The 22870-nt window shown below is 63.3% G+C and carries 20 protein-coding genes; 8 read left to right on the top strand and 12 right to left on the bottom strand.

The features are described from left to right. Window positions 1-93: 93 nt before the first annotated feature. The 3 genes from FJV77_RS13500 (at window position 94) to FJV77_RS13490 (ending at window position 3285) form a co-directional block, all read left to right on the top strand. On the top strand, window positions 94-558 hold the full coding sequence (locus FJV77_RS13500; protein WP_142867293.1) for a MucR family transcriptional regulator: 465 nt from the start codon (window positions 94-96) through the stop codon (window positions 556-558). A gap of 235 nt (window positions 559-793) precedes the next feature. Further along, complete coding sequence (locus FJV77_RS13495) at window positions 794-1894, top strand: aminotransferase class I/II-fold pyridoxal phosphate-dependent enzyme (protein ID WP_142867292.1); 1101 nt, start codon at window positions 794-796, stop codon at window positions 1892-1894. Window positions 1895-2046: 152 nt separating this feature from the next. Then, window positions 2047-3285 (top strand): MFS transporter, encoded by a 1239-nt coding sequence (locus tag FJV77_RS13490; protein ID WP_142867291.1) that lies wholly within the window; start codon window positions 2047-2049, stop codon window positions 3283-3285. 112 nt (window positions 3286-3397) lie between these two features. Here the strand turns inward: FJV77_RS13490 and FJV77_RS13485 are convergent, their stop codons facing one another. Then, window positions 3398-4999, bottom strand: a complete 1602-nt coding sequence (locus FJV77_RS13485) for a DUF1963 domain-containing protein (protein ID WP_142867290.1) — start codon at window positions 4997-4999, stop codon at window positions 3398-3400. Between the two features lie 694 nt (window positions 5000-5693). Here FJV77_RS13485 and FJV77_RS13480 point away from each other — a divergent pair. From FJV77_RS13480 to FJV77_RS13470, 3 genes are read left to right on the top strand one after another with little or no spacing between them, the layout of a single operon-like run. Then, window positions 5694-6935 (top strand): FAD-dependent oxidoreductase, encoded by a 1242-nt coding sequence (locus FJV77_RS13480; RefSeq protein ID WP_185970303.1) that lies wholly within the window; start codon window positions 5694-5696, stop codon window positions 6933-6935. A gap of 23 nt (window positions 6936-6958) precedes the next feature. Continuing rightward, a complete protein-coding gene (locus tag FJV77_RS13475) occupies window positions 6959-7963 on the top strand; it encodes a glycosyltransferase family A protein (RefSeq protein WP_185970302.1) in 1005 nt (334 codons plus the stop codon). Beyond that, window positions 7963-9795 (top strand): glycosyltransferase, encoded by a 1833-nt coding sequence (locus FJV77_RS13470; protein WP_142867287.1) that lies wholly within the window; start codon window positions 7963-7965, stop codon window positions 9793-9795. The genes FJV77_RS13475 and FJV77_RS13470 overlap by 1 nt, the downstream gene beginning before the upstream one ends. A 159-nt stretch (window positions 9796-9954) precedes the next feature. Here the strand turns inward: FJV77_RS13470 and FJV77_RS13465 are convergent, their stop codons facing one another. The 6 genes from FJV77_RS13465 to hemC form a co-directional block, all read right to left on the bottom strand. Next, window positions 9955-10671 (bottom strand): glutamine amidotransferase, encoded by a 717-nt coding sequence (locus FJV77_RS13465; protein ID WP_142867286.1) that lies wholly within the window; start codon window positions 10669-10671, stop codon window positions 9955-9957. Between the two features lie 14 nt (window positions 10672-10685). Continuing rightward, entirely contained in the window at window positions 10686-11165 is a 480-nt protein-coding gene (locus FJV77_RS13460; protein WP_142867285.1) for a TerB family tellurite resistance protein, read from the bottom strand. Between the two features lie 22 nt (window positions 11166-11187). Then, window positions 11188-12795 carry a heme biosynthesis protein HemY gene (locus FJV77_RS13455; protein ID WP_142867284.1) on the bottom strand — a complete coding sequence of 536 codons (1608 nt, stop codon included), beginning with the start codon at window positions 12793-12795 and terminating at the stop codon, window positions 11188-11190. Between the two features lie 10 nt (window positions 12796-12805). Beyond that, complete coding sequence (locus FJV77_RS13450) at window positions 12806-14311, bottom strand: COG4223 family protein (protein ID WP_142867283.1); 1506 nt, start codon at window positions 14309-14311, stop codon at window positions 12806-12808. 112 nt (window positions 14312-14423) lie between these two features. Continuing rightward, window positions 14424-15137 carry a uroporphyrinogen-III synthase gene (locus tag FJV77_RS13445; protein WP_142867282.1) on the bottom strand — a complete coding sequence of 238 codons (714 nt, stop codon included), beginning with the start codon at window positions 15135-15137 and terminating at the stop codon, window positions 14424-14426. Window position 15138: 1 nt separating this feature from the next. Further along, window positions 15139-16062 carry a hydroxymethylbilane synthase gene (gene hemC, locus FJV77_RS13440; RefSeq protein ID WP_142867281.1) on the bottom strand — a complete coding sequence of 308 codons (924 nt, stop codon included), beginning with the start codon at window positions 16060-16062 and terminating at the stop codon, window positions 15139-15141. Window positions 16063-16181: 119 nt separating this feature from the next. Between hemC and tsaD the strand changes: the two genes are divergently transcribed. Both tsaD and FJV77_RS13430 read left to right on the top strand, forming a co-directional pair. Beyond that, the gene (gene tsaD, locus FJV77_RS13435; protein ID WP_185970309.1) at window positions 16182-17267 is read left to right on the top strand and encodes a tRNA (adenosine(37)-N6)-threonylcarbamoyltransferase complex transferase subunit TsaD; all 1086 of its coding nucleotides are present in this window, start codon (window positions 16182-16184) and stop codon (window positions 17265-17267) included. After that, window positions 17264-18265 (top strand): NAD(P)H-dependent glycerol-3-phosphate dehydrogenase, encoded by a 1002-nt coding sequence (locus FJV77_RS13430; RefSeq protein WP_142867279.1) that lies wholly within the window; start codon window positions 17264-17266, stop codon window positions 18263-18265. Before tsaD ends, FJV77_RS13430 begins: the two co-directional genes overlap by 4 nt. Here FJV77_RS13430 and FJV77_RS13425 read toward each other — a convergent pair. The 5 genes from FJV77_RS13425 to FJV77_RS13405 are packed head-to-tail and all read right to left on the bottom strand — an operon-like array spanning window position 18262 to window position 22870. Further along, window positions 18262-19971 (bottom strand): hypothetical protein, encoded by a 1710-nt coding sequence (locus FJV77_RS13425; protein WP_142867278.1) that lies wholly within the window; start codon window positions 19969-19971, stop codon window positions 18262-18264. The two genes, FJV77_RS13430 and FJV77_RS13425, sit on opposite strands and share 4 nt — an antisense overlap. Further along, complete coding sequence (locus FJV77_RS13420) at window positions 19964-21130, bottom strand: glycosyltransferase family 4 protein (RefSeq protein WP_142867277.1); 1167 nt, start codon at window positions 21128-21130, stop codon at window positions 19964-19966. The genes FJV77_RS13425 and FJV77_RS13420 overlap by 8 nt, the downstream gene beginning before the upstream one ends. Continuing rightward, window positions 21127-21795, bottom strand: a complete 669-nt coding sequence (locus FJV77_RS13415; protein WP_142867276.1) for a methyltransferase domain-containing protein — start codon at window positions 21793-21795, stop codon at window positions 21127-21129. The genes FJV77_RS13420 and FJV77_RS13415 overlap by 4 nt, the downstream gene beginning before the upstream one ends. Beyond that, complete coding sequence (locus tag FJV77_RS13410; RefSeq protein ID WP_142867275.1) at window positions 21792-22184, bottom strand: GtrA family protein; 393 nt, start codon at window positions 22182-22184, stop codon at window positions 21792-21794. Before FJV77_RS13410 ends, FJV77_RS13415 begins: the two co-directional genes overlap by 4 nt. Beyond that, a complete protein-coding gene (locus FJV77_RS13405) occupies window positions 22181-22870 on the bottom strand; it encodes a methyltransferase domain-containing protein (RefSeq protein ID WP_142867274.1) in 690 nt (229 codons plus the stop codon). The genes FJV77_RS13410 and FJV77_RS13405 overlap by 4 nt, the downstream gene beginning before the upstream one ends.

The raw sequence follows: 22870 nt of genomic DNA, 5'->3' as shown, positions 1-22870 counted from the left end.
AAATGCGGCAAGACAAATGACTAGAGCGGATTTCCGGCTCCGCAGGGACAGCTCTGGAAGTTTCCGCCACCCCCCTAGCGACGGAGAGATAAATTGGCCGACGACAGCAACGACTCTGACAAGGACATCGACCTGCTCGAACTAACCGCTCATATCGTGTCCGCTTACGTCGAGAAGAACCGCTTGCCCGTTGCCGGCCTGAGCGATCTCATCGCCAGCGTTGCGGCGTCGATCGGTGGGCTCAGCCAGCCGCCGGCTCCGGTGGCGCCGCCGCAGATCCCGGCCGTCAATCCCAAGCGGTCGGTGACGGCGGACTACATCATCTGCCTCGAAGACGGCAAGAAGTTCAAATCGCTGAAGCGCCATCTCGGCGTCCATTTCAACCTGACGCCGGAAGCCTATCGCACCAAGTGGGGTCTGCCGGCCGATTATCCGATGGTTGCCCCCAACTATGCGGCGTCGCGCTCCGAACTGGCCAAGTCGATCGGCCTCGGCCGCAAAGCCGCCGCAGCAGCACCGGCAAAGGCCAAGGGCCGCAAGGCCAAGGTTCCGGCCTGATCCTCAACTGGTCGGCGCTGAGCCAACAGTTTGGATGACTGGAACAGAAGCCTGCCGGCGAATGAGCTAGAGCATGATGCCGAAAAGTGCGAAGCGGTTTTCGGACGACATCATGCTCTCTCTTTGATTTAGAGACGGATTCAGATTTCAGGTCGAACAGACCTGAAATCATCCGGCTCTGGCAGGCTTCATGCTTTTGTGGCTTGGATATCAGCGCAAGCCAGGGGGAGCGGCCATGAACTACGCCAGAATGGTGATCGAGAAAGAGGCGCCGGAGGAATACGGCTACGACCGCATTCGGTTCAATCTCTCGGAAAGCTCGATCGCCGACCAGAAACTCTCCGACATAGGCCTGTCGCTGCCGGACCTCACGCTGTTTTATGGCGAGCATCGCGGCGACAAGGGACTGCGGGCGTTGATCGCGGCACAGGATTCCGGCATTTCGCCTGACGATGTTCTGGTCACGGCCGGTGCGGCGGGCGCGCTGTTCATCATCTCGACCTCGCTTCTGTCGGAGCGCGACCACCTCGTCGTCGTCCGGCCGAACTACGCCACCAACATTGAAACCCCCAAGGCGATCGGCTGCGCCATCTCCTATGTCGACCTCGACTTCGACAGAGGTTTTGCCGTCGATGTCGGCCGCGTCGCGGCCCAGTTGCAGCCGAACACCAAGCTGATCAGCGTCACCTGCCCGCACAACCCGACCGGCACGATGATGGGCCGGGCCGATCTCGATGCGCTGATTGCGCTCGCCGAAGCGAGCGGCTGCCATCTGCTGGTCGACGAGACTTATCGCGACCTGTCCTATGGGCAGCGCCTGCCGGCGGCGGCTTCGCTCAGCCCCAAGGCCATCAGCGTCTCGTCGCTGTCGAAGGCCTTCGGCGTTCCCGGCATCCGCATCGGCTGGCTGATCACCAGGGATGCCGAACTGCAGGAACGGTTCCTCGCCGCCAAGGAGCAGATCGGCATTTGCGGCAGCGTCATCGACGAAGGCATTGCGCGCGGCATGCTGGAGCGCCGCGACGCTTTCCTGGCCGCACTGCTGCCCGAGATGGCCAGGCGCCGCGACATCGTCCAGGCCTGGATCGACCACGAGCCGCTGGTCGACTGGGTGCGGCCGCAAGGCGGCGTCGTCGGCTTTCCCAGGCTGAATGTCGACGCAAGCTTCGACCTCGATCGCTTCTACGTCAATTTGCTGGAAAGCCACGGCACCTATGTCGGCCCGGGCCACTGGTTCGACATGCCGAAGCGGTTTTTCCGGGTCGGTTTCGGCTGGCCGAAGGAGGCGGAATTGCAGGGCGGTTTGCAGGCAATCTCCGCCGCACTGAGGGAATGATTTTCCATTCCATTCCGTCAAACGGACCGGAAATCCCTTGATCCCAGATTGATTCGGGCGCACATGCCCCGGCGAACTTAGTTCCCTGGCCGGAACAGCGCCCATCGTGGAAGTGCCCCGCCGGCCAAGTCTTTGCAACGGGGCCTCTCTCCATGACAGCAGAACAAACGTCGCCGGATCAGCGCTACGCCGCTTTCCGTCACCGCTCCTTCCTGAGTTACTGGGCGGCGCGTTTCCTCACCACCTTCGCCACCATGATCGTGTCGGTCGCCGTCGGCTGGCAGGTCTACGATCTGACGCGCGACCCGTTCGATCTGGGCATTGTCGGCATCGTTCAGTTCCTGCCGTCGCTGCTCTTGGTACTGGTCACCGGCGTCGTCGCCGACCGTTTTGGCCGCCGCCTGATCATGGCGCTGGCGACCGTGACCGAGGCCGGCTGTGCGCTTGTTCTGTTGTATTTCACGCTGCGCGGCCTCGTCAGCCCGCTACCTATCTTCGTCGTGCTGGCGCTGTTTGGCATGGCGCGCGCCTTTTACGGACCGGCCTCGTCGTCGCTGTTCGCCAATCTGGTGCCGCCGGAGGATTTCGGCAACGCTATCGCCTGGAATTCATCGGCCTGGCAGACCGCGACGATCGTCGGCCCGGTCGCCGGCGGCCTGCTCTATGGCGTCTCCGCCGAAGCCGCTTACGCCGTCGCCTCCGTGCTGATGCTGATCGCCGGCCTGCTGATCTTCACCATCCCCAAGCCGGCCCAGCGGAGCGCCACCGACAAGCCGACGATGGAGACACTGTTTGCCGGCTTCCGTTATATCTGGAGCGAGAAGATCGTGCTCGGCGCCATCTCGCTCGACCTCTTTGCCGTGCTTCTGTCGGGCGCCTCGGCGCTGCTGCCGGTCTATGCCCGCGATATTCTCGAGCTCGGTCCCTGGGGCTTGGGCCTGCTGCGCTCGGCGCCCGGCATTGGCGCCATCTGTGTCGCGGTCTGGCTCGCCGGACATCCGCTGCGCGACAATGCCGGCAAGATCATGCTCGGCTTCGTCGCAGGCTTTGGTGCCTTCACCGTGCTGTTCGGCGTATCCACCATTACCTGGCTGTCGATCCTGGCCCTTGCCGGCCTCGGCGCCACTGACATGTTCAGCGTCTATATCAGGGAAACGCTGATCCAGCTGTGGACGCCGGACGAGGTGCGCGGCCGCGTCAACGCCGTCAACCAGGTCTTCGTCGGCGCCTCCAACGAAGTCGGCGAATTCCGCGCCGGCACCATGGCAGCGCTGATCGGAACCGTGCCGGCCGTGGTGATCGGCGGCATCGGCGCGATTGCCGTCGCTGGTCTATGGGCGGTGCTGTTTCCGCAGCTGCGCCGGGTGCGGCATCTCAACAGCCGCAACTGATCGAGCGCCTCTCCAGGACCCGATGTCCTGCGTTGACCCGCCATTGCGGGTAGCCGGCGAGGACGGCGCGAAGGGGTGGCAAAGCCCCCAGAGGGTCGCCAAGCAAAATCAGTCAGTAGGCTTCGATTGTCAGAATTGTGTTCTGGAATCGCTTGGCCGCAAGGTCCTCTGGCGTAATCCAATATTGAAGCGGCCCCATCTCCCCGACGGTCCAGTTGAGCGCCATATCCGGCCCAAGTTGGAGCAACAGCAGGTAGCGGTCCTTCATCTCGTCGGCGGCGACCTGGACGACTTTACCTTTGCCAAGCATCTGATGGGTACGGGACACGTGGCGGTGAGACAGGGCGGTTACGACGTCAGGACCGATGAGCGCCGCACCGGCCGGATCTGTCAGTCCCCCCTCGGCGCCTTTGATGGCCGCGATTGAAAGCCAATCATTAATCACCTGCGGAAGCTGCCGATGATGCGGCCGCCGCACCGAGGATGACGGCATACCGTTGACATGCAAGTCTTCCAGAAAGGCAAGGATTTGCTGCTTCACCTCGGCAGGCGGTGCGTCATAGTCCTTCAGTCCGACATTGACCGTCGGAAAGAATGCCTTGAACATCTTCGAACCGAACGCCGACAGTTCGCGCTGCACCGTCCGTAGCCGCTTGGCCTCCGGATCATCTTCGGCAACATCACCACGCGCCTTCAGTTGGGCCGCGACATCGGCCGCCTCTTCGCGGTGATATGCCTCCACAAGCTTCCGAACGGTCCGCGCCGAATGCCAATTGGCCGGAAATCCTGGATACGGCGTCCAAAACGTGTCTTTCGGCGCATGATGAGCGGAAAGCAGCGGATCAGGGACGACCGGCGGACCGTAGAAGGCGTCGACCCTTTCGGTCCGAATTTTGTCGGCGACCTCGAAAGCATGACCTTCGTCCGCACGCGCCGCGACTTCGGCGTCGGTCGGCTCCTCTATCCAGGCAGACTCGACCTCGACCCGATCATAGTGAGTTCGCTTGCCCCGCAAGATTTCGTCCATAGGATCCGATCCCTGGATCTTGGCGGTGGCCGGCATGTCAAGCGGCGCCCACTTCTGTGTCACCTGACGTGGCTCGTACCGCGTCACGAAGTGCATCGCGTCCGTCCCAAACGTGTCGGACATCGGCGCGAAGAAATAGAGATAGCCCTTTTCGGGCAGCAGATCCCGTCCTGGTCCCGGCGGCAGATCCGAACAGTCAATTTGCGCCATGAAATTGAGGCGCTCGAGCAATCCCTTCCGATTGTGAACCGTTGGCCAGTCGAATTCATCGGGGACAATCGGCAGCCCACCGAAATAGCTCATGCTTCGTTGGGGAAGACGCGGCGGAAAGACGTGCTTGATCGCAATACGCGCGGCTTGCCCACGTTCGATCGCTTCACGGCCATCGACGGAAATCGGCGGGATCTTGCGCTCGACATGCGCTTTGAACGCCGCCTTGCGCTGATCGTCGTTGTTCTTGGCCTGCTGCTGCATTTCGGCGATCAGCTTTTCTGCCGCAGAGTTAGGTTTGGGCGATATAGCTTGGGCTGCTTCAGAGGTTCGCGCACGGCTTGGCTGTGGCTTGTCTTTTTCTTTTGAAGACGAGCCGGAAAACAGGCCGGCAATGCCTTTTGCCCCGCTGTAGACCAGGCTGCCAACGATCAGGAGCATCGCCCCGACCACAAACAGCGGCATCAACTTTTCCATGACGCTACCCCCCGTCGTCAGCTACGCACTCCGTCCCGCAACCAAATTATTGCCGTGATATGAGGCGTTGCGCAAGCAAGGGGCCAACCGATCCGCGATTCGCGGCAATGCCGGGCGCAGCTCACGGCAGAGGCGAAAATCGGAGACGGCCGCCGAGTAGGACTGTGGGCGGTGCTGTTCCCGCAGCTGCGCAAGGTGCGGCACCTCAACAGCCGCAACTGATCGATCGCCGGATCCAAGCCGCTGGATCCGGCGCTCGGGACAATCAGCTTGCGCGGCTGAGATGGGACCGGAAGCGGACTGGCGGCTACTGGTTGGCGAGCGCGAGAAGGCGGGTCATCGCACGCGTGACAAGCGGGACCTCTCCCATACGTGAGATAAACGTGCTCATGTCGCATGCGGATCCTCTGACCGGCTGGTGACGAGAAAATCGCAGTCGATGAGTAGGGCTTCATTAAGAACCCGGCCGCCGAGTCATAGGCGCGCTGTCTCGCTCTGTCGGCCCTAGCATATTTACGCGCATTCCGTCATTCGGTAGTCCTACGTGCAGGCGCCGATCCGACGCCTATTCAACGAGCAAGGGGCTGCATGTGGCATTAGGATTGACGTCAGGGGAATGCGGGGAAAGACAGGTGAAGCACTCCATCGCCGTCTTTGTGCCGAAGGTGGAACCCTTTTGATTCACGTGGGTGTGATGGGCGGCGGCCTGCAAGGCTGCTGCATAGCGATGGCTCTTGCCGACCGCGGCGCGCGCGTCACGATTTTCGACCGCAACCCGGCGTTGCTGACCCGCGCCGCAGTGGCGAACGAGGGTAAGGTTCACCTCGGCTATATGTATGGGGGAGATCCGTCTCTGCGGACGGCCAGGATGATGATGCGGGGTGCGCTTGCATTCGCGCCGCTGCTCAGCGAGCGGCTCGGGCTCAAAATCGCCGCCTTCGAGACGTCGGACCCCGCCGCCTATGTCGTCCATCGAGAATCCCAGCAGGAGCCCGACCAAATCCATGCATATCTGCAGGCCGTCCACACGCTCATTCAGGAGGCCGGCGGTGGCCGACGCGGCGCCTACTTCAACGCGGATCTGGCCAGTCCGATACGGCGTTGGACCAAGAGCGAGTTCGAGCGCGAGCTAACGGGCGAGGCGTTGGCCGCATTTCAATCGCCAGAGGTCGCGATCGATCCGGTAGCGCTTGCCGAACTGATCAGGGAACGAATCGCGACAACGCCGAGCATAGAGATCCGGACGAACCGCTTGGTGACCTCGGTCGATCCAGACCGGCGGGAAATCACGACGACATCGGATGGGATCATTCAGAGAGATCAGTTCGACCACGTCGTCAATGCGCTATGGGACGGGCGTATAGCGATCGACAATTCAGCAGGGATGCGGCCGCGACGAACTTGGATTCATCGACTGAAATACGGCGTCAGCTTCCGGCCACCTCCTGGGACAAGGCCGGCCAGGTCGATGACGATCGTGCTCGGGCCATTCGGCGAAGTTGTCCGCTACCGCAATGGCACCGTCTATCTCACCTGGTATCCAAGCTGTCTGACGGCGCGCACGTTCGAGGCCGAGCCGCCCTTCTGGCCTATCGTTCCCGGCGAACCTTCCCGCTCGTCCATACTAGCGGGGACATATTCCGGTCTTGCCGCCATCCATTCTGTTCTTTCCGACTACGCCATCGACGAGCTTTCGGATGTCATGGTGCGTGGCGGGCCGATCGTCGCCTGGGGCGAGACAGATATCGACGACCCCGCAAGCGAATTGCACCATCGCTTTGAGATCGGCGTCACCTCGGTTGGTGCCTATCACAGCGTTGATCCGGGGAAGCTGACCATGGCCCCCTATTTTGCCGAGGAGTGCGCCCGTCGCATCGTCGCGGAGACGTCGACGCACCCGGTTTCCGGACGTTTTGCAGAGCGACGAAGAGTATGACGAAAGCGCGGATCCTAATCGCGATGCCCCTGTTCGAGGGATGGGAGCACGTTGAGCACACGTTGCTGTCGGTGCAGGCGCAGACGTTTCGCGATTATCGCGTCCTTATCTCCGTGGACGGCGCCGACAAGCGATCATACGAGGCCTGCAAGAGATTTTCTGACGACCCTCGGTTTGAGATTGTGGTGCACGAGCGTCGGCTGCACTGGAACGGCAACATTAACTGGCTCGCCAGCCAATTGCGTGAGGATTATTTCTGCTACTGGCAGCACGATGACCATTGCGCGCCGGATTATCTGCAGGTGCTCATAGACTATGCTGATCGCCATCCGGAAGCCGCAAGCGTCTATTGCGACATGCAGCATTTCGGCACCCGCAACGATGTCGTCCGTCACAGATCGGTTGTCGGCTTCGCCCTAGAGCGCGTTCTCGAGCAGGCGCGGCGCGCCAACCCGGCGGCCATCAGGTGTTTGGTCCGCCGCGCAGCGATGGTGTCGGCGCTGCCTATAACTTCTGCCACCACATGGACGGTGGCCGTGGCGCGAGCGGGCGAGTTGCATAGGATTCCCCGCATCCTCTACTTCCGGCGCAACCGGCCTGATTCACTCGGCATGCAGATGCTGACGATGCCGGAAGAGGAGATGCTGGCATTCACGCTCGAATACGGTCTTGGCGTCTTCAAATACGCATTTCCGCTGGTCCAAAAGGAGGAAATCGGGCCGCTCCTGAGCATGATCGCCGATCAGCTTGTGAATGCGCAAATACGCAAGCGGTGGCAGGTGGATTTTGCATCAGCCGCGCCTCAACTCCGCGAGAAGTTTCTCGCGCGTTTCTTCGAAACCGCCGCCAGGGAATTCGGTGTTTCTCCGGCGGCTGTCCAAGAAGGCCGAGAGAGGCTGGCGCTGATTTCATCCGAGATGCAGCGCGCGACGCGTGACGGCGGCGTCAAGGTTCGGCCTGGATTCTGGTCGAAGGCCATCGCCGCTCTTTCGCATCCAACCAAGTCGAACCGACGCGGACGGGGCTGATGGCGCGAGAGCAGGATGTCGCCGACCTGCGCCGCGCTTTCGACGCGGCTCGAGAGGCCAAGACCAAGGGCCGTTTCGACCACGCGCTGCGGCTGGTCGAAGGGTTTACGGAGCGGGTTGCCGAAATGTCGGCGCGACATCTTTTCGGTCAACCGCCTACCCGACCGGGACTCAGCATCGTCGTGCTCAGCCACCGCGACCACCCCGACGTGGACCGTGCGCTCGAGGCCCTCGCAGCGGATTGCGCGGGCCAGACACATGAATTGATCCTGGTCGACGACGGAAATTCTGCGCTTTTTGAGAGCGCCAAGCGGCATTTTCCATCATTCCTGGGGCTAGAGCCGCCGTTCAGCATAGGCTGCGCCGCTGGCCGGAATCTTGGCGCGTTGTTGGCGCGCGGTCCCGCCGTGGCCTTTCTCGACGACGACGGCATCATCGAACAGGGCTGCCTCGCGGCTCTGCAACGATGCATGGCGGAGACTGGCGCGGTCGCTGTGCGCGGGAAGGTCGTCCCGCATACGGGAGGTATAGGCGAAAGGCACTACGACCTCGGCGCCGTACGAAGACCGACGTTCATCAATTGCGAAGGCGTATCGATCTGGCAGCGCGATTGTTTCCTGCAGGCCGGTGGGTTTAACCCGCTACTTGCCGGCCATGAGGGCAACGATCTCTGCGCGCGGCTGTGGCGGTTCCACGGGCCTTTGGCATTTGTCTACGAGCCTGACGCTATCCTCCGTCACGACTATGCAAGCGACATCGCCCATGTGGACCTTAAGCGCGCTGCCATCGCGGACAATCGCGCATTTGTCGAATTCTCCAGTCGCGAGCCTTTCCGCGTCGCGTCCGGCATTGGCAATCTGTTGCGACGCAAACATGCAAGTCGCCTCGTCACAAGGATCTGGGATCGCGGCAGCACGGCGGCAAGCAAGTTGGACGACAGGGTCTCGATACTGGTCGTGACGAGCGATGGCCGGGCCCACCTCGAAGCTTTCAGCGAATCGCTCCGGCGGCAGGAGAACCAGAGGTTTGAACTCGTGTTTGTCGACCAGTCTCCCGGCAATCGCAACGCCGCTGCGATGCGGCAGGTGTGGTCAGATGACGACCGCCTGATCTGCCTGGACGGCAGCTCCATGACGGCTGGAGCCGCCCTGAATCTCGCGATGTCGCATGCGCGGCATGACATCTGCCTGCTGTCCTATGTCGAGGACATCAGCACCGTCCGCAGGATAGACCTAACGCTTGCGCATCTAGCGGCAGATCCCGGTGCTGCATGCGTATCGTTTCTCACTTTCAACGAGGCGGAAGTCTTCGGCCGGATGGCCGGCAGCGATAAGGACGGCCTGAATGACGTCAATCTGAGGATTTTGCCCGGAAGCGAACCCGAATGGTCGACTTTCGCATTTCGCAAAACTCTTTTCACCGTGCCGTTCGAAGCGGCGGCTGAAGTTGATCTTCACCGAACTTGGCTTTGGCGGAATCTTGAGTCAACGGTTATCGGTGGTTTGGTCGATCCTACGCCACTCGTATATTCGCCGAGGCCGCACCCTGACGCAGCGGCGCGACTGCAGCCGATGGAGTCGGCCCGCCGCACCATCTCGATCCTCTCCGGGACCTCTGCCGACGGCGGCGGAGCCGAGTTGCTGCGCGTCTTTTCGCAGCGCGTGCTGCTGCGGAACGCTTCGGCGGACCTCTACGACCAGCGCATTCTGCGTCGGTTTCTGTCAAGGCAGTTGAAGCGACTAGGAGAAGCGCTCAGCCCGCCGTGCAAAGGCGAAAAAATGCAAGCGGGCGGCTGGTCGCTGGTGCGCTGGCTGAGGCGGCGATTCCGGTGATCGGTCCGACTATAGATGTCAGGCAACAGGCGGACCACTGTCACAGCTTTTAGGAACAGCGCCGCGCGTGATCTGCTGCATCGCCGGATCGATCGTCCCGATGCAGACCTAAGTTTTCTTGGGATCAAGCTCAGCTGTTCAGAGTAACGAGATTCTACTCTAGACCTTGGTAGGCCTGCCAAAAATCAGCCCCAGAAACTCGCTCAGCCAGCGCTTGAGGTGCATGTCCCAGATCAGCCGGCCGCCGAGATGGTCGCGGCCGGGCTGCGCGCCGGGCAATTCGAAACGGTGCGCGCCGCGCACCACCCACCGCTGCATCATCATCCTGGTCAGTTCGCCATGGAACTGAATGCCCCAGGCATTGTCGCCATAGCGGAAGGCCTGGTTGGGGTAGGTCTCGGCGGTCGCCAGCAGCGTCGCGTCTTTCGGCAGTGAAAAGCCTTCGCGGTGGAACTGGTAGACCATGTCGGGCCAAGGCAGCAGCTTTTTGCCGGCTTCGGTCGGCTTCAGCGGATACCAGCCGATCTCGACCAGCCCCTCGCCATGACCCTCGACCTTGCCGCCGAGATGATTGGCCAGCATCTGCGCGCCAAGGCAGATGCCGAGGAACGGCCGGTTCTCCCTGAGCGGAACATCGAGCCAGTTGGTCTCGCGGCGGACGAACTCGTCCTCGTCATTGGCGCTCATCGGCCCGCCGAACACGACGGCGCCGGCATGCCCTTCCAGCGTTTCCGGCAGGCTGTCGCCGAGCGGCGGCCGACGGATGTCGAGATCGAAACCTTCCTCGAGCAGCATGTGGCCGACCCGGCCGGGGCTCGAAGTCTCCTGATGCAGCACGATCAGGATTTTCGGTTTCGAGCTCGGTCTAGGCGGCATGGAGAGCTGGGATCCTATTCGTCGCTCGACGTTCCGCTGGCGCCGGGCGCGGCGGCCGCCGCCTTGCGGCGCGCCTCGACGCGGTCCTGACGCTCGACGCCGATCAGTTCGGCAACGCGCCAGACCGTGTTGTCTTCCAGCTCATGCAGTTCGCCGTCGGCATAGACGATTTCCCACATCAGGCCGATGAAGGCCTTGCGAGCATCGGCGTCGAGATGGCGCTTCAAAACGCTGGTGAAGGCATAGAGGTCGATCGCCTCATTGTCGGCGCGCTCGCCCGCCGCAGCCAGCGCATCGAGCTCATCGCCGCTGATCGAATAGCTCTGCGCCAGCACCTGCTTGAACCGCTCCCACTCGACATCCTGGCGCACGCCATCGGCATTCATCACGTGATAGAGCAAAGCCGACGCCGCAACGCGCGGATCGTCGGCATTGGCGCGAGCCCCCGCGCCGGCCGGCAGGTCTTTCAGAAAGGACAGAACGCGTTCGAACATGGTGCTCACATCAGGTCAGGGTTCAAAACAGGCGGAACCGGCGCGGTGATTTCTCCGCTTCGTCGTCAGGGTCGACGCCGGGGTCGTCCGGCAACCGGATAACCTCCTCGGCCGGCTCGACCGCTTCGCTATCCGTCGGCACGGCGGCAAAGGCGGCGGCAGTGACCGGCGTGACATAGTCGTCGCTTACAGCAGGCTTCAGTTCCGTCGGCGCCTCGCTGATCGTTCTGGCGACGGCCGGATGGTCGACAACCTCAGCTTCCTTTGCCGGCTTGGCGGGTGCCGCAAGCACCGGCACCTCGACCCCAGGTGCTTCCTCATGGCTGTCGATGAGATGGCCGAGCCGTTCCATCGGTGCGCGCCAGGTGAAGGCGTCGAGCTTGCCGCTGACCGGAGACACCGGCGCCCAGCGTTCGGAGACCACGCCGTCGGCGACCCAGGCCGGATCGCGCGGCGCCCTGACCGCCTTGGACAGCAATTGCCTGATCTTGCCCTGGTCGCCGGTCTCCGCCTCCTCGATGTCGGCCAGAAGCAGGTAGGCGCCTTCGCGACGGTCCATGCGCAGCGCCGCCTCGGCCTCGCGGCGGGCGGTGGAAAAATCCTGCGCGTCGAGCGCGGCACGCGCCACCGTCATCGACGATTCGGCGTTGTTACGCTTCAGCTCCTGCAGCTTCTTCGCCCGGTTCAGGCGGTCGACCACCGCATCGCCCGGCCTTGCATGCGTGTAGAGCTCGGCGATCTCCGGATGCGGCTCCGCTTTCCAGGCGGTTTCGAGGATCTTGGAGCCTTTGCGGACGTCATTTTGCTTGAACAGAAGATTGGCCGCCGCAACCGCGGCCGGTGCGAAATCCGGCGCCAGCTTGTTGGCCTCGACCGCGGCTGTCTTGGCCGCGTTGGGATCGCTGTCGGTCAGCGCCTGCGCCTTGGCGGTCAACAGCACGGCGCGGCGGCGATTGGCGGCGTCGCGTTCGATCTGCCGGGCCGACTTCTGCGCCTCGACCAGCTTCAGCGCGCCGTCCCAGTCGCCGCGCCCGGTCAAATCTTCCAGCGTCGATTCGGCCGCCCAGGCCAGTTGCGGCGCCACGGCAGCGGCGCGGCCGGCATAGTGGCGCGCCGCGTTGCGGTCGCCCAGCCGCTCGGCTTCGAGGTAGAGCCCGCGCAGGCCGAGCAGCCGCATTTCGGGATCGTCGAGCATCGCCTCGAATTTCTCGCGCGCGCCCTCATGGTCGCCTTCGAGCAGCGAGGCTTGCGCCTCGAGCAGATGGATCAGCGGTTCCTGGTCGGAGCGGATCAGCTTGGCCGCTTCCTTGGTCTTCTTGCGCGCCAGCGCGCCATCGCCGGCGCCGGCGGCGATCATGCCGGTCGACAGCGCCTGGTAGCCGCGGTCGCGGCGTCGCACGCGGAAATAGCGCGAGATCGTATAGGGGCTGTTCCACAGCGACTTGATCAGCCACCAGACGATCATCACCGCGGCAACGACGGCAACCACCGCCACCGCCGCCACCATCAGGGAGACCTTGTAGTAATAGCCGTTGAAGGTGACGACCATCTCGCCGGGCCGGTCGGCGAGCCAGGCAAAGCCGAGGCCGAGCGCAAAGACGACGGCGAGGAAGATGAGAATGCGGATCATCGTGTCGTCCTCATGCCTTCATTGCGCCTGCAATCAGCGCGTCGACCTGCGTCTCGACCTCGATGCGCGCCTTCAGTTTGCCGGCAAAGACCGCGCCCGCAGCCTTGACCGCATCCGGCAGCGTTGCATATTCGCTGAGCGCCTTGGCGTAGTCGCCCTGGTTGACCGCCACCTCCATGCGCGCCACGGTTTCGGGCGCGCCGGCGCCTTCGACGGCGCCGATCGGCCTCACCTCGACCAGCGATTCGGCGCTCGACAAAAGGTTCTGGAAGAAGCCGGCATTTTCGTCGACCGGCGTCGCTGCGGCGACCATCGCATTGGCTGCGGCGTCAGCCTCGCCGGCGATTTCGGTGCGGGTCGGCACCCCCTTTTCGGCATAGGGGCGCAGCGCCGCAATCTGCGGCGCATCGGGCGAGATCGCCGCGAAGGTTTCCAGCTCGGCGGCAAACGGCGCGCCACGGTCGAGCGCCGCCTTGAGCGCCGAAGCGGCAATGGCCATAGCGATCTTCGGCTGCGACGCCTGCGCATCGACCTTGCCGGAGAGCTGCGTCACTGACTGTTCCAGTGCGGCGAGCCGGCCTTCCTGCGCCTTGGCCGTCTCGCCGGCCGATTTCACCAGGGTGTCCAGACTCGAAAGCTTTTCGTTGAGCGGCGCGAGATCGACCGGACCGCCGGCCTGGCCGAGGGCCGCGACCGCCGTCTCGATCTGCTTGACCTTGTCGCCAAGCGCCGCAAGCCCGGCATTGTCGCCGGCGCCGCCTTGCTCGACCGCCGATTTCAGCGATGCGACATCGGCCTTCACCTGATCCAGAGCCGACGACAGCCCGTCCACCTTGGCCGTTGCGGCGCCACTGCCGCCGGCCTCCCTGAGGTCGGCGATTTCGCTCTTCAGCGAGGCGATCTCGCTATTGACGCCGTCGAGCGAGACCATGCCACCGCCCGACCCCGGAGCGCCGAGCACGCCGGCAAACTGCAGCCCGCCGGCGGCGGCCAACGCGATGACACCGCCAATGATGCCGGCGGCAATGCCGTTGGAACGCTTCGGCTGCGCGGCCATGGGCTGGTTCCTCACTTCGGCTGTATCAGGCGTTTCCTTGGATGCACCCGGCTTGGGCGAGGCATCCTCGAAACTGTACTCGGAGGCCCTGGCGCGCGACGGCGCGTCGGAGGCGCCGGGATAAGGCCTTTCCGGTTCGCCGGACACCTTGGCACCGGTGCTCTCCGGCGCGGCTTGCGCCGCGGCGTCGGAATGCTCCCACGGCTCGAGATCGGCCTGATCGGCATGCACGGGCTCGTCTGGCGTCTCCGTCGGGGCCGCAGCCACGGCAGCCGCCTCCTCGTGCATGACCGATTCGGCCGGGGTCTCGACCGCATCCGGGCTGGAGGCATCCGCCAAGTCGGCATCAGGCTTGGCGGCATCCGCATCGACGATGCGCGAGACGGCGCCGGGTTCGAGCTCGATGGTCACCGGCTCGCGGCGGCTTTTCGAATGTCGCATCTTCGGCGTCTTGACCATGCCTGGGCTCCGCAAATCCTGCTTCGTCTCAACGCCTGACGGCGCGTGATGGTTTAAAAATGGTCTAGCACATCACCAAGCGGTGAAAAGGGGCGGCGTGATGACACGGGGGTCAGGGGGCCGCACGCAATCGCTCAAGCAACGCCTCCTCCTGCGGTTCCCGGGCAACCACTATTTTTTTGCCGGCGACATCGCCGAACGCAGCTGCTATGCGCTCGGACAGGGCAAAAACCCGCGCGTTTTCAAAAAGATCACGCAGCTCTGGCCGATTGACCAAGGTCTGCAACGCTGCCGCCGCCTTGGCCGAATAAAGCAGCATCGCATCGACTGCCTGACCGGACAGGCGCGCACGGATTTCATCGTCGGAATAGTTCAGCGAGACGGTGTCATAGGTTTCTATGGCGCGGACCTCCACGCCGCCCTGCCGCAGCCGCGTCTCGAAAGCCGAAAACCGCACGCGTCCCGTGAGATAGACGATCGCCTTGCCGGAAAGGCCGGCGGCAATCGTATCAGCCAGTTTCTCGGCATCCCCCGGCCCTTCACTAACCGACAAAAACCCAACCGCGCGCGCCGCTTCAGCCGTCCTTGCGCCGACGGCATGGCAAGGCATGTCGGCAAGCGCGGCGATGAGCCCTTTCGGCCCACGGCGCACGGCATTGGCGCTGGTGATCGCGACGGCCACGGCATTGTCGCCTGCTGCGCTGGCATCGACCGGCAGCGCTACGGTTTCGGTCAATGGCAGAAGGATCGGCTCAAATCCCAGCTCCTGCAACCGCCGCTCGGTGCGCGATGCCCCGGGTTGCGGCCGCGTCACCAGGACACGCATATCAGACCCAGCCGTCGAAGAAGGTTTCGCCGGCCTTGGTTCGCACCGTTTTGGCGGCGTCCATGCCGATACGGACGGCATCTTGCGCCGGACCCTCGGCCTTAACCTCATGCGACTGCGTGCCGTCGGGCGAAATGATCAGCCCGGCGAAGGTCAGCGTGCCGCCTGCTATCGTCGCATAGCCTGCGATCGGCGTGCGGCAGGAGCCGTCGAGTGCCGCCAGAAAGGCGCGCTCGCAGGCCAGTGCCTGGCCCGTCGGCACATCATGGATGGCAGTCAGCATCTGTTCCACAACGCTGTCGCCGATGCGGGTCTCGATGCCGATCGCGCCTTGCCCCGGCGCCGGCGGAAAGGCGTCGAGCGGCATCAGATCGGTGACGACATGGCCGAGCCCCAGCCGTTTCAGCCCGGCATGGGCGAGGATGGTGCCTTCGGCGACGCCCTCCTCCAGCTTGCGCAGCCTGGTCTGCACATTGCCGCGGAACATCACCACATCGAGGTCCGGCCGCATGCGCCGGATCAGCGCCTGGCGCCGCAGTGATGACGAGCCGACCTTGGCGCCTTGCGGTAGGTCGATGATGCGCTTTACCGCCTTGCCGATGAAGGCGTCGCGCGCGTCCTCGCGCGGCAGGAAAGCCGAGAGTTCGAGCCCGTCCGGCAGCACCGTCGGCATGTCCTTGGAGGAATGCACGGCGAGGTCGATCGTGCCGGCCAGCAGCGCCTCTTCGATTTCCTTGGTGAACAGGCCCTTGCCGCCGGCTTCCGACAGCGGCCGGTCCTGGATGCGGTCGCCGCTGGTCGAGATGACGACGACCTCAAACGCTTCGGCCGGCATGCCGTGCGCCGCCATCAGCCGCGCCTGCGTTTCATGCGCCTGCGCGAGGGCGAGCGGGCTGCCGCGTGTTCCGATTTTCAAAGTTTGCATGGCGCGCGGTCCGTGATAACCCCCAGCTGGCTTTGCGTTTCCGGCACTCTCCTAACGAGGCCCGCCTCTCCTAACGAGGAAAGTCCGGCGACACAATCTCTGGAGACAGCGACGAATTGATCCGCGTTCTGGGCATTGAGACGAGTTGCGACGAGACCGCAGCCAGCGTGGTGACGCTGGATGGCGCCGCCGCGCCGGTCATTGCGTCCAACATCGTGCTCAGCCAGATCGAGGAGCATGCCGCCTTTGGCGGCGTCGTGCCGGAGATCGCCGCGCGCGCGCATGTCGAGGCGCTGGACGGCATCGTCGAGGCAGCCCTTGCCGATTCGGGCGTTGCCCTCACCGACATCGACGCCATTGCCGCCACCGCCGGCCCCGGCCTAGTTGGCGGGCTGATCGTCGGCCTGATGACGGCCAAGGCAATTGCCGCGGCTGTCGGCAAGCCGCTGATCGCCATCAACCACCTCGAAGGCCATGCGTTGACCGCAAGGCTGACCGACGGGCTCGACTTTCCCTATCTGCTGCTGCTGGTCTCCGGCGGCCACACCCAGATCGTCGCCGTGCGCGGCGTCGGCGACTATCAGCGCTGGGCGACGACCATCGACGACGCACTGGGCGAAGCTTTCGACAAGACTGCGAAAATGCTCGGCCTGCCCTATCCCGGCGGCCCGAATGTTGAAAAGGCTGCGGCAGCGGGCGATGCGACCCGCTTTGCCTTTCCACGGCCGATGAAAGGCTCGGCGCAACCCGATTTCTCCTTCTCCGGCCTCAAGACCGCCGTGCGCCAGGCGGCAACCGCCATCCAGCCGCTGAGCGAGCAGGACGTCGCCGACATCTGCGCCTCGTTCCAGGCGGCGGTGGCCGACGCACTGGGTGACCGGGTGGCCCGCGCGCTTGCCCGCTTCCGCCAGGAATTTCCGGACAAGACCACGCCCTCACTGGTCGTTGCCGGCGGCGTCGCCGCCAACAGCACGATCAAGGCGACGCTGCAGAAGCAGTGCGCCGAGGCCGGCTTTGCCTTCGTCGCACCGCCGCTGAAATTGTGCACCGACAATGCGGCGATGATCGCCTGGGCCGGCATCGAGCGGCTACGCGCCGGCATTGCCGATGAAAACGCCGGAGATTTCGTGCCGCGTTCGCGCTGGCCGTTGGACTCGATCTCGGCGCCGATGGTCGGCTCCGGCCGGCGCGGAGCGAAAGCATGAGCGCCCGGGAGACGACCGGCTGGCGTGTTGCCGTGCTTGGCGGCGGCGCCTGGGGCACTGCACTGGCGCTGGCCATGCTGCGCGCCGGTCACGATGTCCGGCTCTATGCACGCGACGAAGAGACGGTCGCCGCGCTTCATAACGGCGAGAACCCGCGCTATCTCCCCGGCATCGCCATCGAGCCCGGCATCGCGGCGACGAGCGATATCGGCGCTGCGCTGACTGACGCCAATTGCGTGCTGGCCGTGGCGCCGGCGCAAGCGCTGCGCGCCATGCTGACGACGACAAAGCCCCATATGCCGAAAGGCGTTCCGCTGGTTCTTTGCGCCAAGGGCATTGAGCGCGACACCGGCGCGCTGTTGTCGGCAATCGTCGCGGACATTTTGCCGGAAACCCCTGTCGCAGCCTTGTCTGGCCCAAGCTTCGCCGCCGACGTCGCCAGAGGCCTGCCGACCGCTGTCGTCGTCGCCGCTCGCGACGAGACTTTGGCGGCCGCGCTTGCCGCCCGGTTTTCGGCGCAGAATCTGCGCTGCTATTCCAGCGACGATTTGATCGGCGTCGAGATCGGCGGCGCGCTGAAGAATGTCTTTGCCATCGCAGCCGGTGCGGTCACCGGCGCCGGGCTCGGCGCCAGTGCGCAGGCCGCCATGGTGACGCGCGGTTTCGTCGAACTGCGCCGCATCGGCGCGTCCTTCGGTGCAAAACCGGAGACGCTGATGGGGCTTTCCGGCCTCGGCGATTTGCTGCTCACCTGCTCGTCCGCCCAGTCGCGTAATTTCGCCTACGGGTTGGCACTGGGCCAAGGCAAACCGCTGGCCGGCCTGCCGCTCGCCGAAGGCGTGCCGACGGCTGCGATCGCTGCCCGCATCGCCACCGAGCGCGACATCGACGCGCCGATCATTACTGCGGTGTCGGCGATACTGGACGGCACGATCACCATACGGCAGGCTGTGACTGCCCTGATGACGCGGCCGCTGAAGACCGAAGCTGATATCTAATTGTATACACCTCGGAACAACTCGGCATTGTCATCACCGGCGACGATGAGGTTTTCGTAATCACCTTCCGGAAGCAGCAGTGCCTCGGCCGGACCGCTGCGCAGAACAACGTCGCTGACACCGGCCTCCAACGACAAAGGCAAGGAACGCGGGGTGCCATTGATCTCGACGTTGCCATCTGCTGGCTGCCCGTTCGCCGTATACAGGTTGTACCGTCCGGCGACCGGCACCTTGAAAACGCCCAGACGACCGGAGCGAAGGCGACGGCCGGCCATTCTGATGTTGGGAGCGATCTGGACGTAGCTGTCGCGGATAAAAGGGGCAATCACAGGATCGATCATATCCATGCGATATGACCAGATAATCACCTTTGGCGGAGTGTTCGAGAGGATTTTGTACGCTTCCGATTCGCTGCCTTCCCGCAGTGTTTTCAAGATATAGTACTGGTCGAGCCAGAGGGTGGAGGGCTCCTGTCGATTGGGCAGCATTCCGATGCCGTCGAAATAGAACTCGTCCGGTTTGACCATCGCCTCGGCGCGGGCGATCAGCGCAAGCTGCGCCGGATTGTCGATACGCAGATACAGTCCGTTGCTGATGTAGCTGATCGCTCCGGCAATCACGAGCAACGCCCGCGCAAAACGCATGGGCAATGCATCAGCCGCATTGCGATCGAGCACTCCAAGCGACCACAGCGCCATGAATGGCAAGGCCATGATGAAGACATAAGGCCAAGGCTGATCATGAACAAAAACCAGGGCCGTGATGACGGCGGTGAACGCCAGCGCAATCCGCTGTCTCTCTTCCAACGCTCCGATACGTACCAACCCAAGAACGATTCCGCCGAAGCAGAATGCATAGAGAATTGCGTTGTGAACGAGCGTCTGGAGCACAAAACGTCGCAAGCCGCCATATTCGACACCGCCGCGGCTCGCGACTTCAACTGGGCCGAATATCAGGCCTCGGGCGATCGGGAGCGGGTCGACGCCGCCAAATATGACGCAATACGCGGCGATGGGCACAATCCAGCCCAGCACCAGGGCTGCGCCACGCTTGATCCCGGCTCCGTATTGTCGTGCAATGAAAGCGTTGACGAGCAATCCCGTGCCCAGCGCGACATTGAAATAGATGGATTTCTGGGTCGTCAGGAAGGCGAGGCCGCTAAGGATGCCAGCGAAGACAATCCGTCTCGCGCTTGCCGAATTCCCGCTGATGACCACCAACAGCGCCGCGACGGCGAAGAACAGCGCCAGCGGTTCCGAGATCGTGCGGAAAATTCGCTCCATGATGTTGGAAAAGCACAGCAGGATCAGGACAATCGCCAAGGCACGCGGCTTGTCCTGGCTGAGCACTCGCGCGCATGCATAAATCATGGCGATGGTCGCGCAGGCGAGCAGCGCCATCTGGAAGCGCCCCACGATCATAATGGAGGTCGCATCCCAGCCGATGAGATTGGCCAGCTTAGAAAAAATCGTGAAACCTACCGCCTTGGCCGGTTGGACAGTGTCAAACAGGCCGTTCCCGAGATATTTCGCGTAACCGAGCTGGCCGAACTCATCCATGACGAACCGGCTGCGATAGGCCAGCGCGAAGAGAAGGATGATCTTAAGTGCGATCAGAACGCTCAGGCCGATTATGGCCGGGCGCTCGGCAATGCCGAAAAAGTCCTTATTGCTGATGTGGGTTTTCACAGCGGACCGGTCATTCATCGGCAACGTTCTCTTGCCGGTTCTCTGTCGGTGCCACCGCTTGGCTATTGCACGCCAAGGCGATCACGCTGCGGGCCATCTTTTCCCAATCATAGTGCGCCAGGGCATGGGCCGCCATCGCATCACGTTCGGCCGCAGTCAGGGCAAGACCATCGATCGCGTCAGCGCAACGATGCGCTGACCCTTGGGGATCTCTAAGGTCGATGTTCACACCACGCAGCCAGACCGCTGCATCGGGGTCGGCAAGATGGACCGGAGCGCCGCAGATCACCGGGAGGCCGCAGGCCATCGCCTCTTGTATGACAAGCGGATACCCTTCACCGACGCTTGGCAGCAGCAAGAGATCCGCCGTGCGATAGAGGTCCGCCAACTCCATGGGCGTCCGGGTGCCCAGGTCACGAACATTGCCAAGTCCCCAGGCGCTGGGTCTGATCGAGCCGGCGCCCGCCAGCGAAAATTCGAGATCGGGTCGCAAGGTCGCCAGCGCGCGGATCACCGACAGTCCCTTTTTCTCGACGTAACGGCCAACGAAAAGAACGCGACGTCCTCGCGCCGGAGAGCCCCCATCGCCGGTCGAGTCCCGCGACGGATGGAAAATGCTGCGGTCAACCCCGTTGAAAAGCAGCCTGTAAGAGTGCCGCGGGGGGGTTCCCAGCAACTCATGGCGCACCGTGTCACTGATAAAGACGCGGGCATCCGCCGCCCTTAGCATAGGCCGCGTCACCAGACGGTTTGCGAGCGCCATCGCGAAGCGCAGGATACGAGAAGAGAACGGAACGCTGGCAATGTGTTGAACAAGCACTGTTCGCTTGCGGTAAATTTTGGCCGCCACCATTGCCAGGATCGACGTGGCGTAGAGCGCGTCATGCAGCACCACTGAATCGCTGCCGCGCACTGCGCGCGCCAATGCCGCTATTCCTCGCATACGAGGTATGGGCATCGGCAGGCCGTTGCGTTTTTCCATCACCTGGAGGCAGGCAATCGGCACCACATCCACTTTTCCCTCGGGCGGCAGGTCGGCATCGCTTGCAGCCCAGGACGCTTCGATGCCGTTATCCGCGAACCGGCGGCAAAGATGCCCGGCGACGCGTTCTATGCCGCCGCCATGCGCCTCGAAGAAGTGGCTTACCGTCAAAATCCGCAATGGCTTGCCCGTCAAACCCGCTCCAGACGGAGCGTAATCTCAAGGCGGTTCGGAAACAGCCATCCGTACAGGCCTTTGCGATATCGCAACGGCGCTGCGCGTGCGGCTATGCGATAGCCGCTCTCGGCGGCGAGCCTCTCCCATTCGGCACGATCAAGGTAACGCGCCCATACCATTCCGCCGAACGGGATGTTTCCAATGGCGTCCATTGCCGTGAGGCGTAGACGATCCACCGCATGGAGGCTTTCATGGTCCTTGATGTAGAGCGGTCCATCCACCACCCGCCGGATCTCTCTGAGAAGCGCTGCTCGCGCCGCAAGCGGCACGTGATGCATGACGTTGTTGAGCGTTGCCGCGTCGAACGCATCGTCCCTGAAGGGCAACGTCTTGCCGTCATACTGGCGCGTGGGCACGCTTAGCGAAGGGCAGAAACGGTCTACAAGATCCACCGTTTGCACTTCTTCCAGCGGAAACAGCTCAGACATGGCTTGCGCAATCACGCCTGTACCGCCACCGACATCCAGCAGCCTGCGATGATCGCCAGCCCACACTTGACGCAAGCTGTCGAGCATCGTGGCTTGATAGAACGGCACTTTGCTCCGGTACATGGCGAGATGGCGCGACATGATACCCTGCAGGAGGTGCGGATCGATGGAGGGCATCGTCATCTGGAAATTCATGGGTTTCTGACGGAGGTGGATTTTGGCGCGCCGATCGCCCAGCGGCTAAGCGCAAAGTTGATCGCCAGCATGCAGATCGACGCAAGCGGCGCCGCGACAGGCATCGCCAGACCTGTCCAGTCGCGCCAGAACCAGGTGAAGATGAACGCCAGCGGAACATTGGCCGACATCGCCAGCAGATATCTTGCAAAACCGGGCAGAGCCAGGGGCTGGCGGAACGTGAAGACGCCATGCAGGGCGTAGCCGGTTGCCGCTACAATCCCGAAGGACAACAGGACCGCCAGCCACAAAGGCGAGCCAGCACGGTCCGAAAGAATCATCACCGCGTTGTGGAGCGCGAGACACAGCGCCGCCACAACGACGTAAGTGGAAGGCGCACGCATGTTCATGCGATTGCCTTATGTGCCCGAACGAGGAATACGCATCCATTGTCGTCGCGTATCGACGCTGGCGTGATGGCGTCCTCCAGCAGCGCGCGCAGGTTCATGAGCACGGCCAGCAGCGACGCGAAAGCGCCCCCAAAAACAGGGATGCGGCGCAGGAAGAAGGCAAAGCCTGTCAGACGGATCAGCGTGGTCGTGGCCAGCGGTCCGGCGATAGCCTTGACATCCTCGACAATCAGGCCGCGATCCCCGAGATCGGCAATCAGGCCTGTTCGTGTCCAGCGGCGATGATCTTCCGGGTGAGGATGATACAGCCAGGTGCCATGCGTGGATAGCAACAGGACACCGTCATCGCGCAGCAGCCGGCTGATCTCGGCGCAATAAGCGTCTAGGTCGCGTACATGTTCCAGGACCTGGACTGAGAGGACCGCGCCTGCGGCGCCATCGGCAAGCGGCACCCGGCCACGCTCATCGATCCGCAGCGATCCGCCATCGTCGATATCCGCACCACGATAGTCGATCCGCATCTCCCGCATCATTCGGGCATAGGGCATGTCTCCGCAACCCAGATCGACCATCAGTGTTTCCGGCCTGACATGGGCGCGTGCCTGCTCCTCGAGCAGCCTGGCGAGCCCGCGCAATATCAGCCAGTCGGTATCCCAGATACGCGGAGAAGCCCTGCTTGCTTTCAT

Origin of the sequence: Mesorhizobium sp. WSM4306 (assembly GCF_007003975.1) — a bacterium.
GTDB lineage: Bacteria > Pseudomonadota > Alphaproteobacteria > Rhizobiales > Rhizobiaceae > Mesorhizobium.
This window is presented reverse-complemented; position numbering and strand designations above follow the sequence as displayed.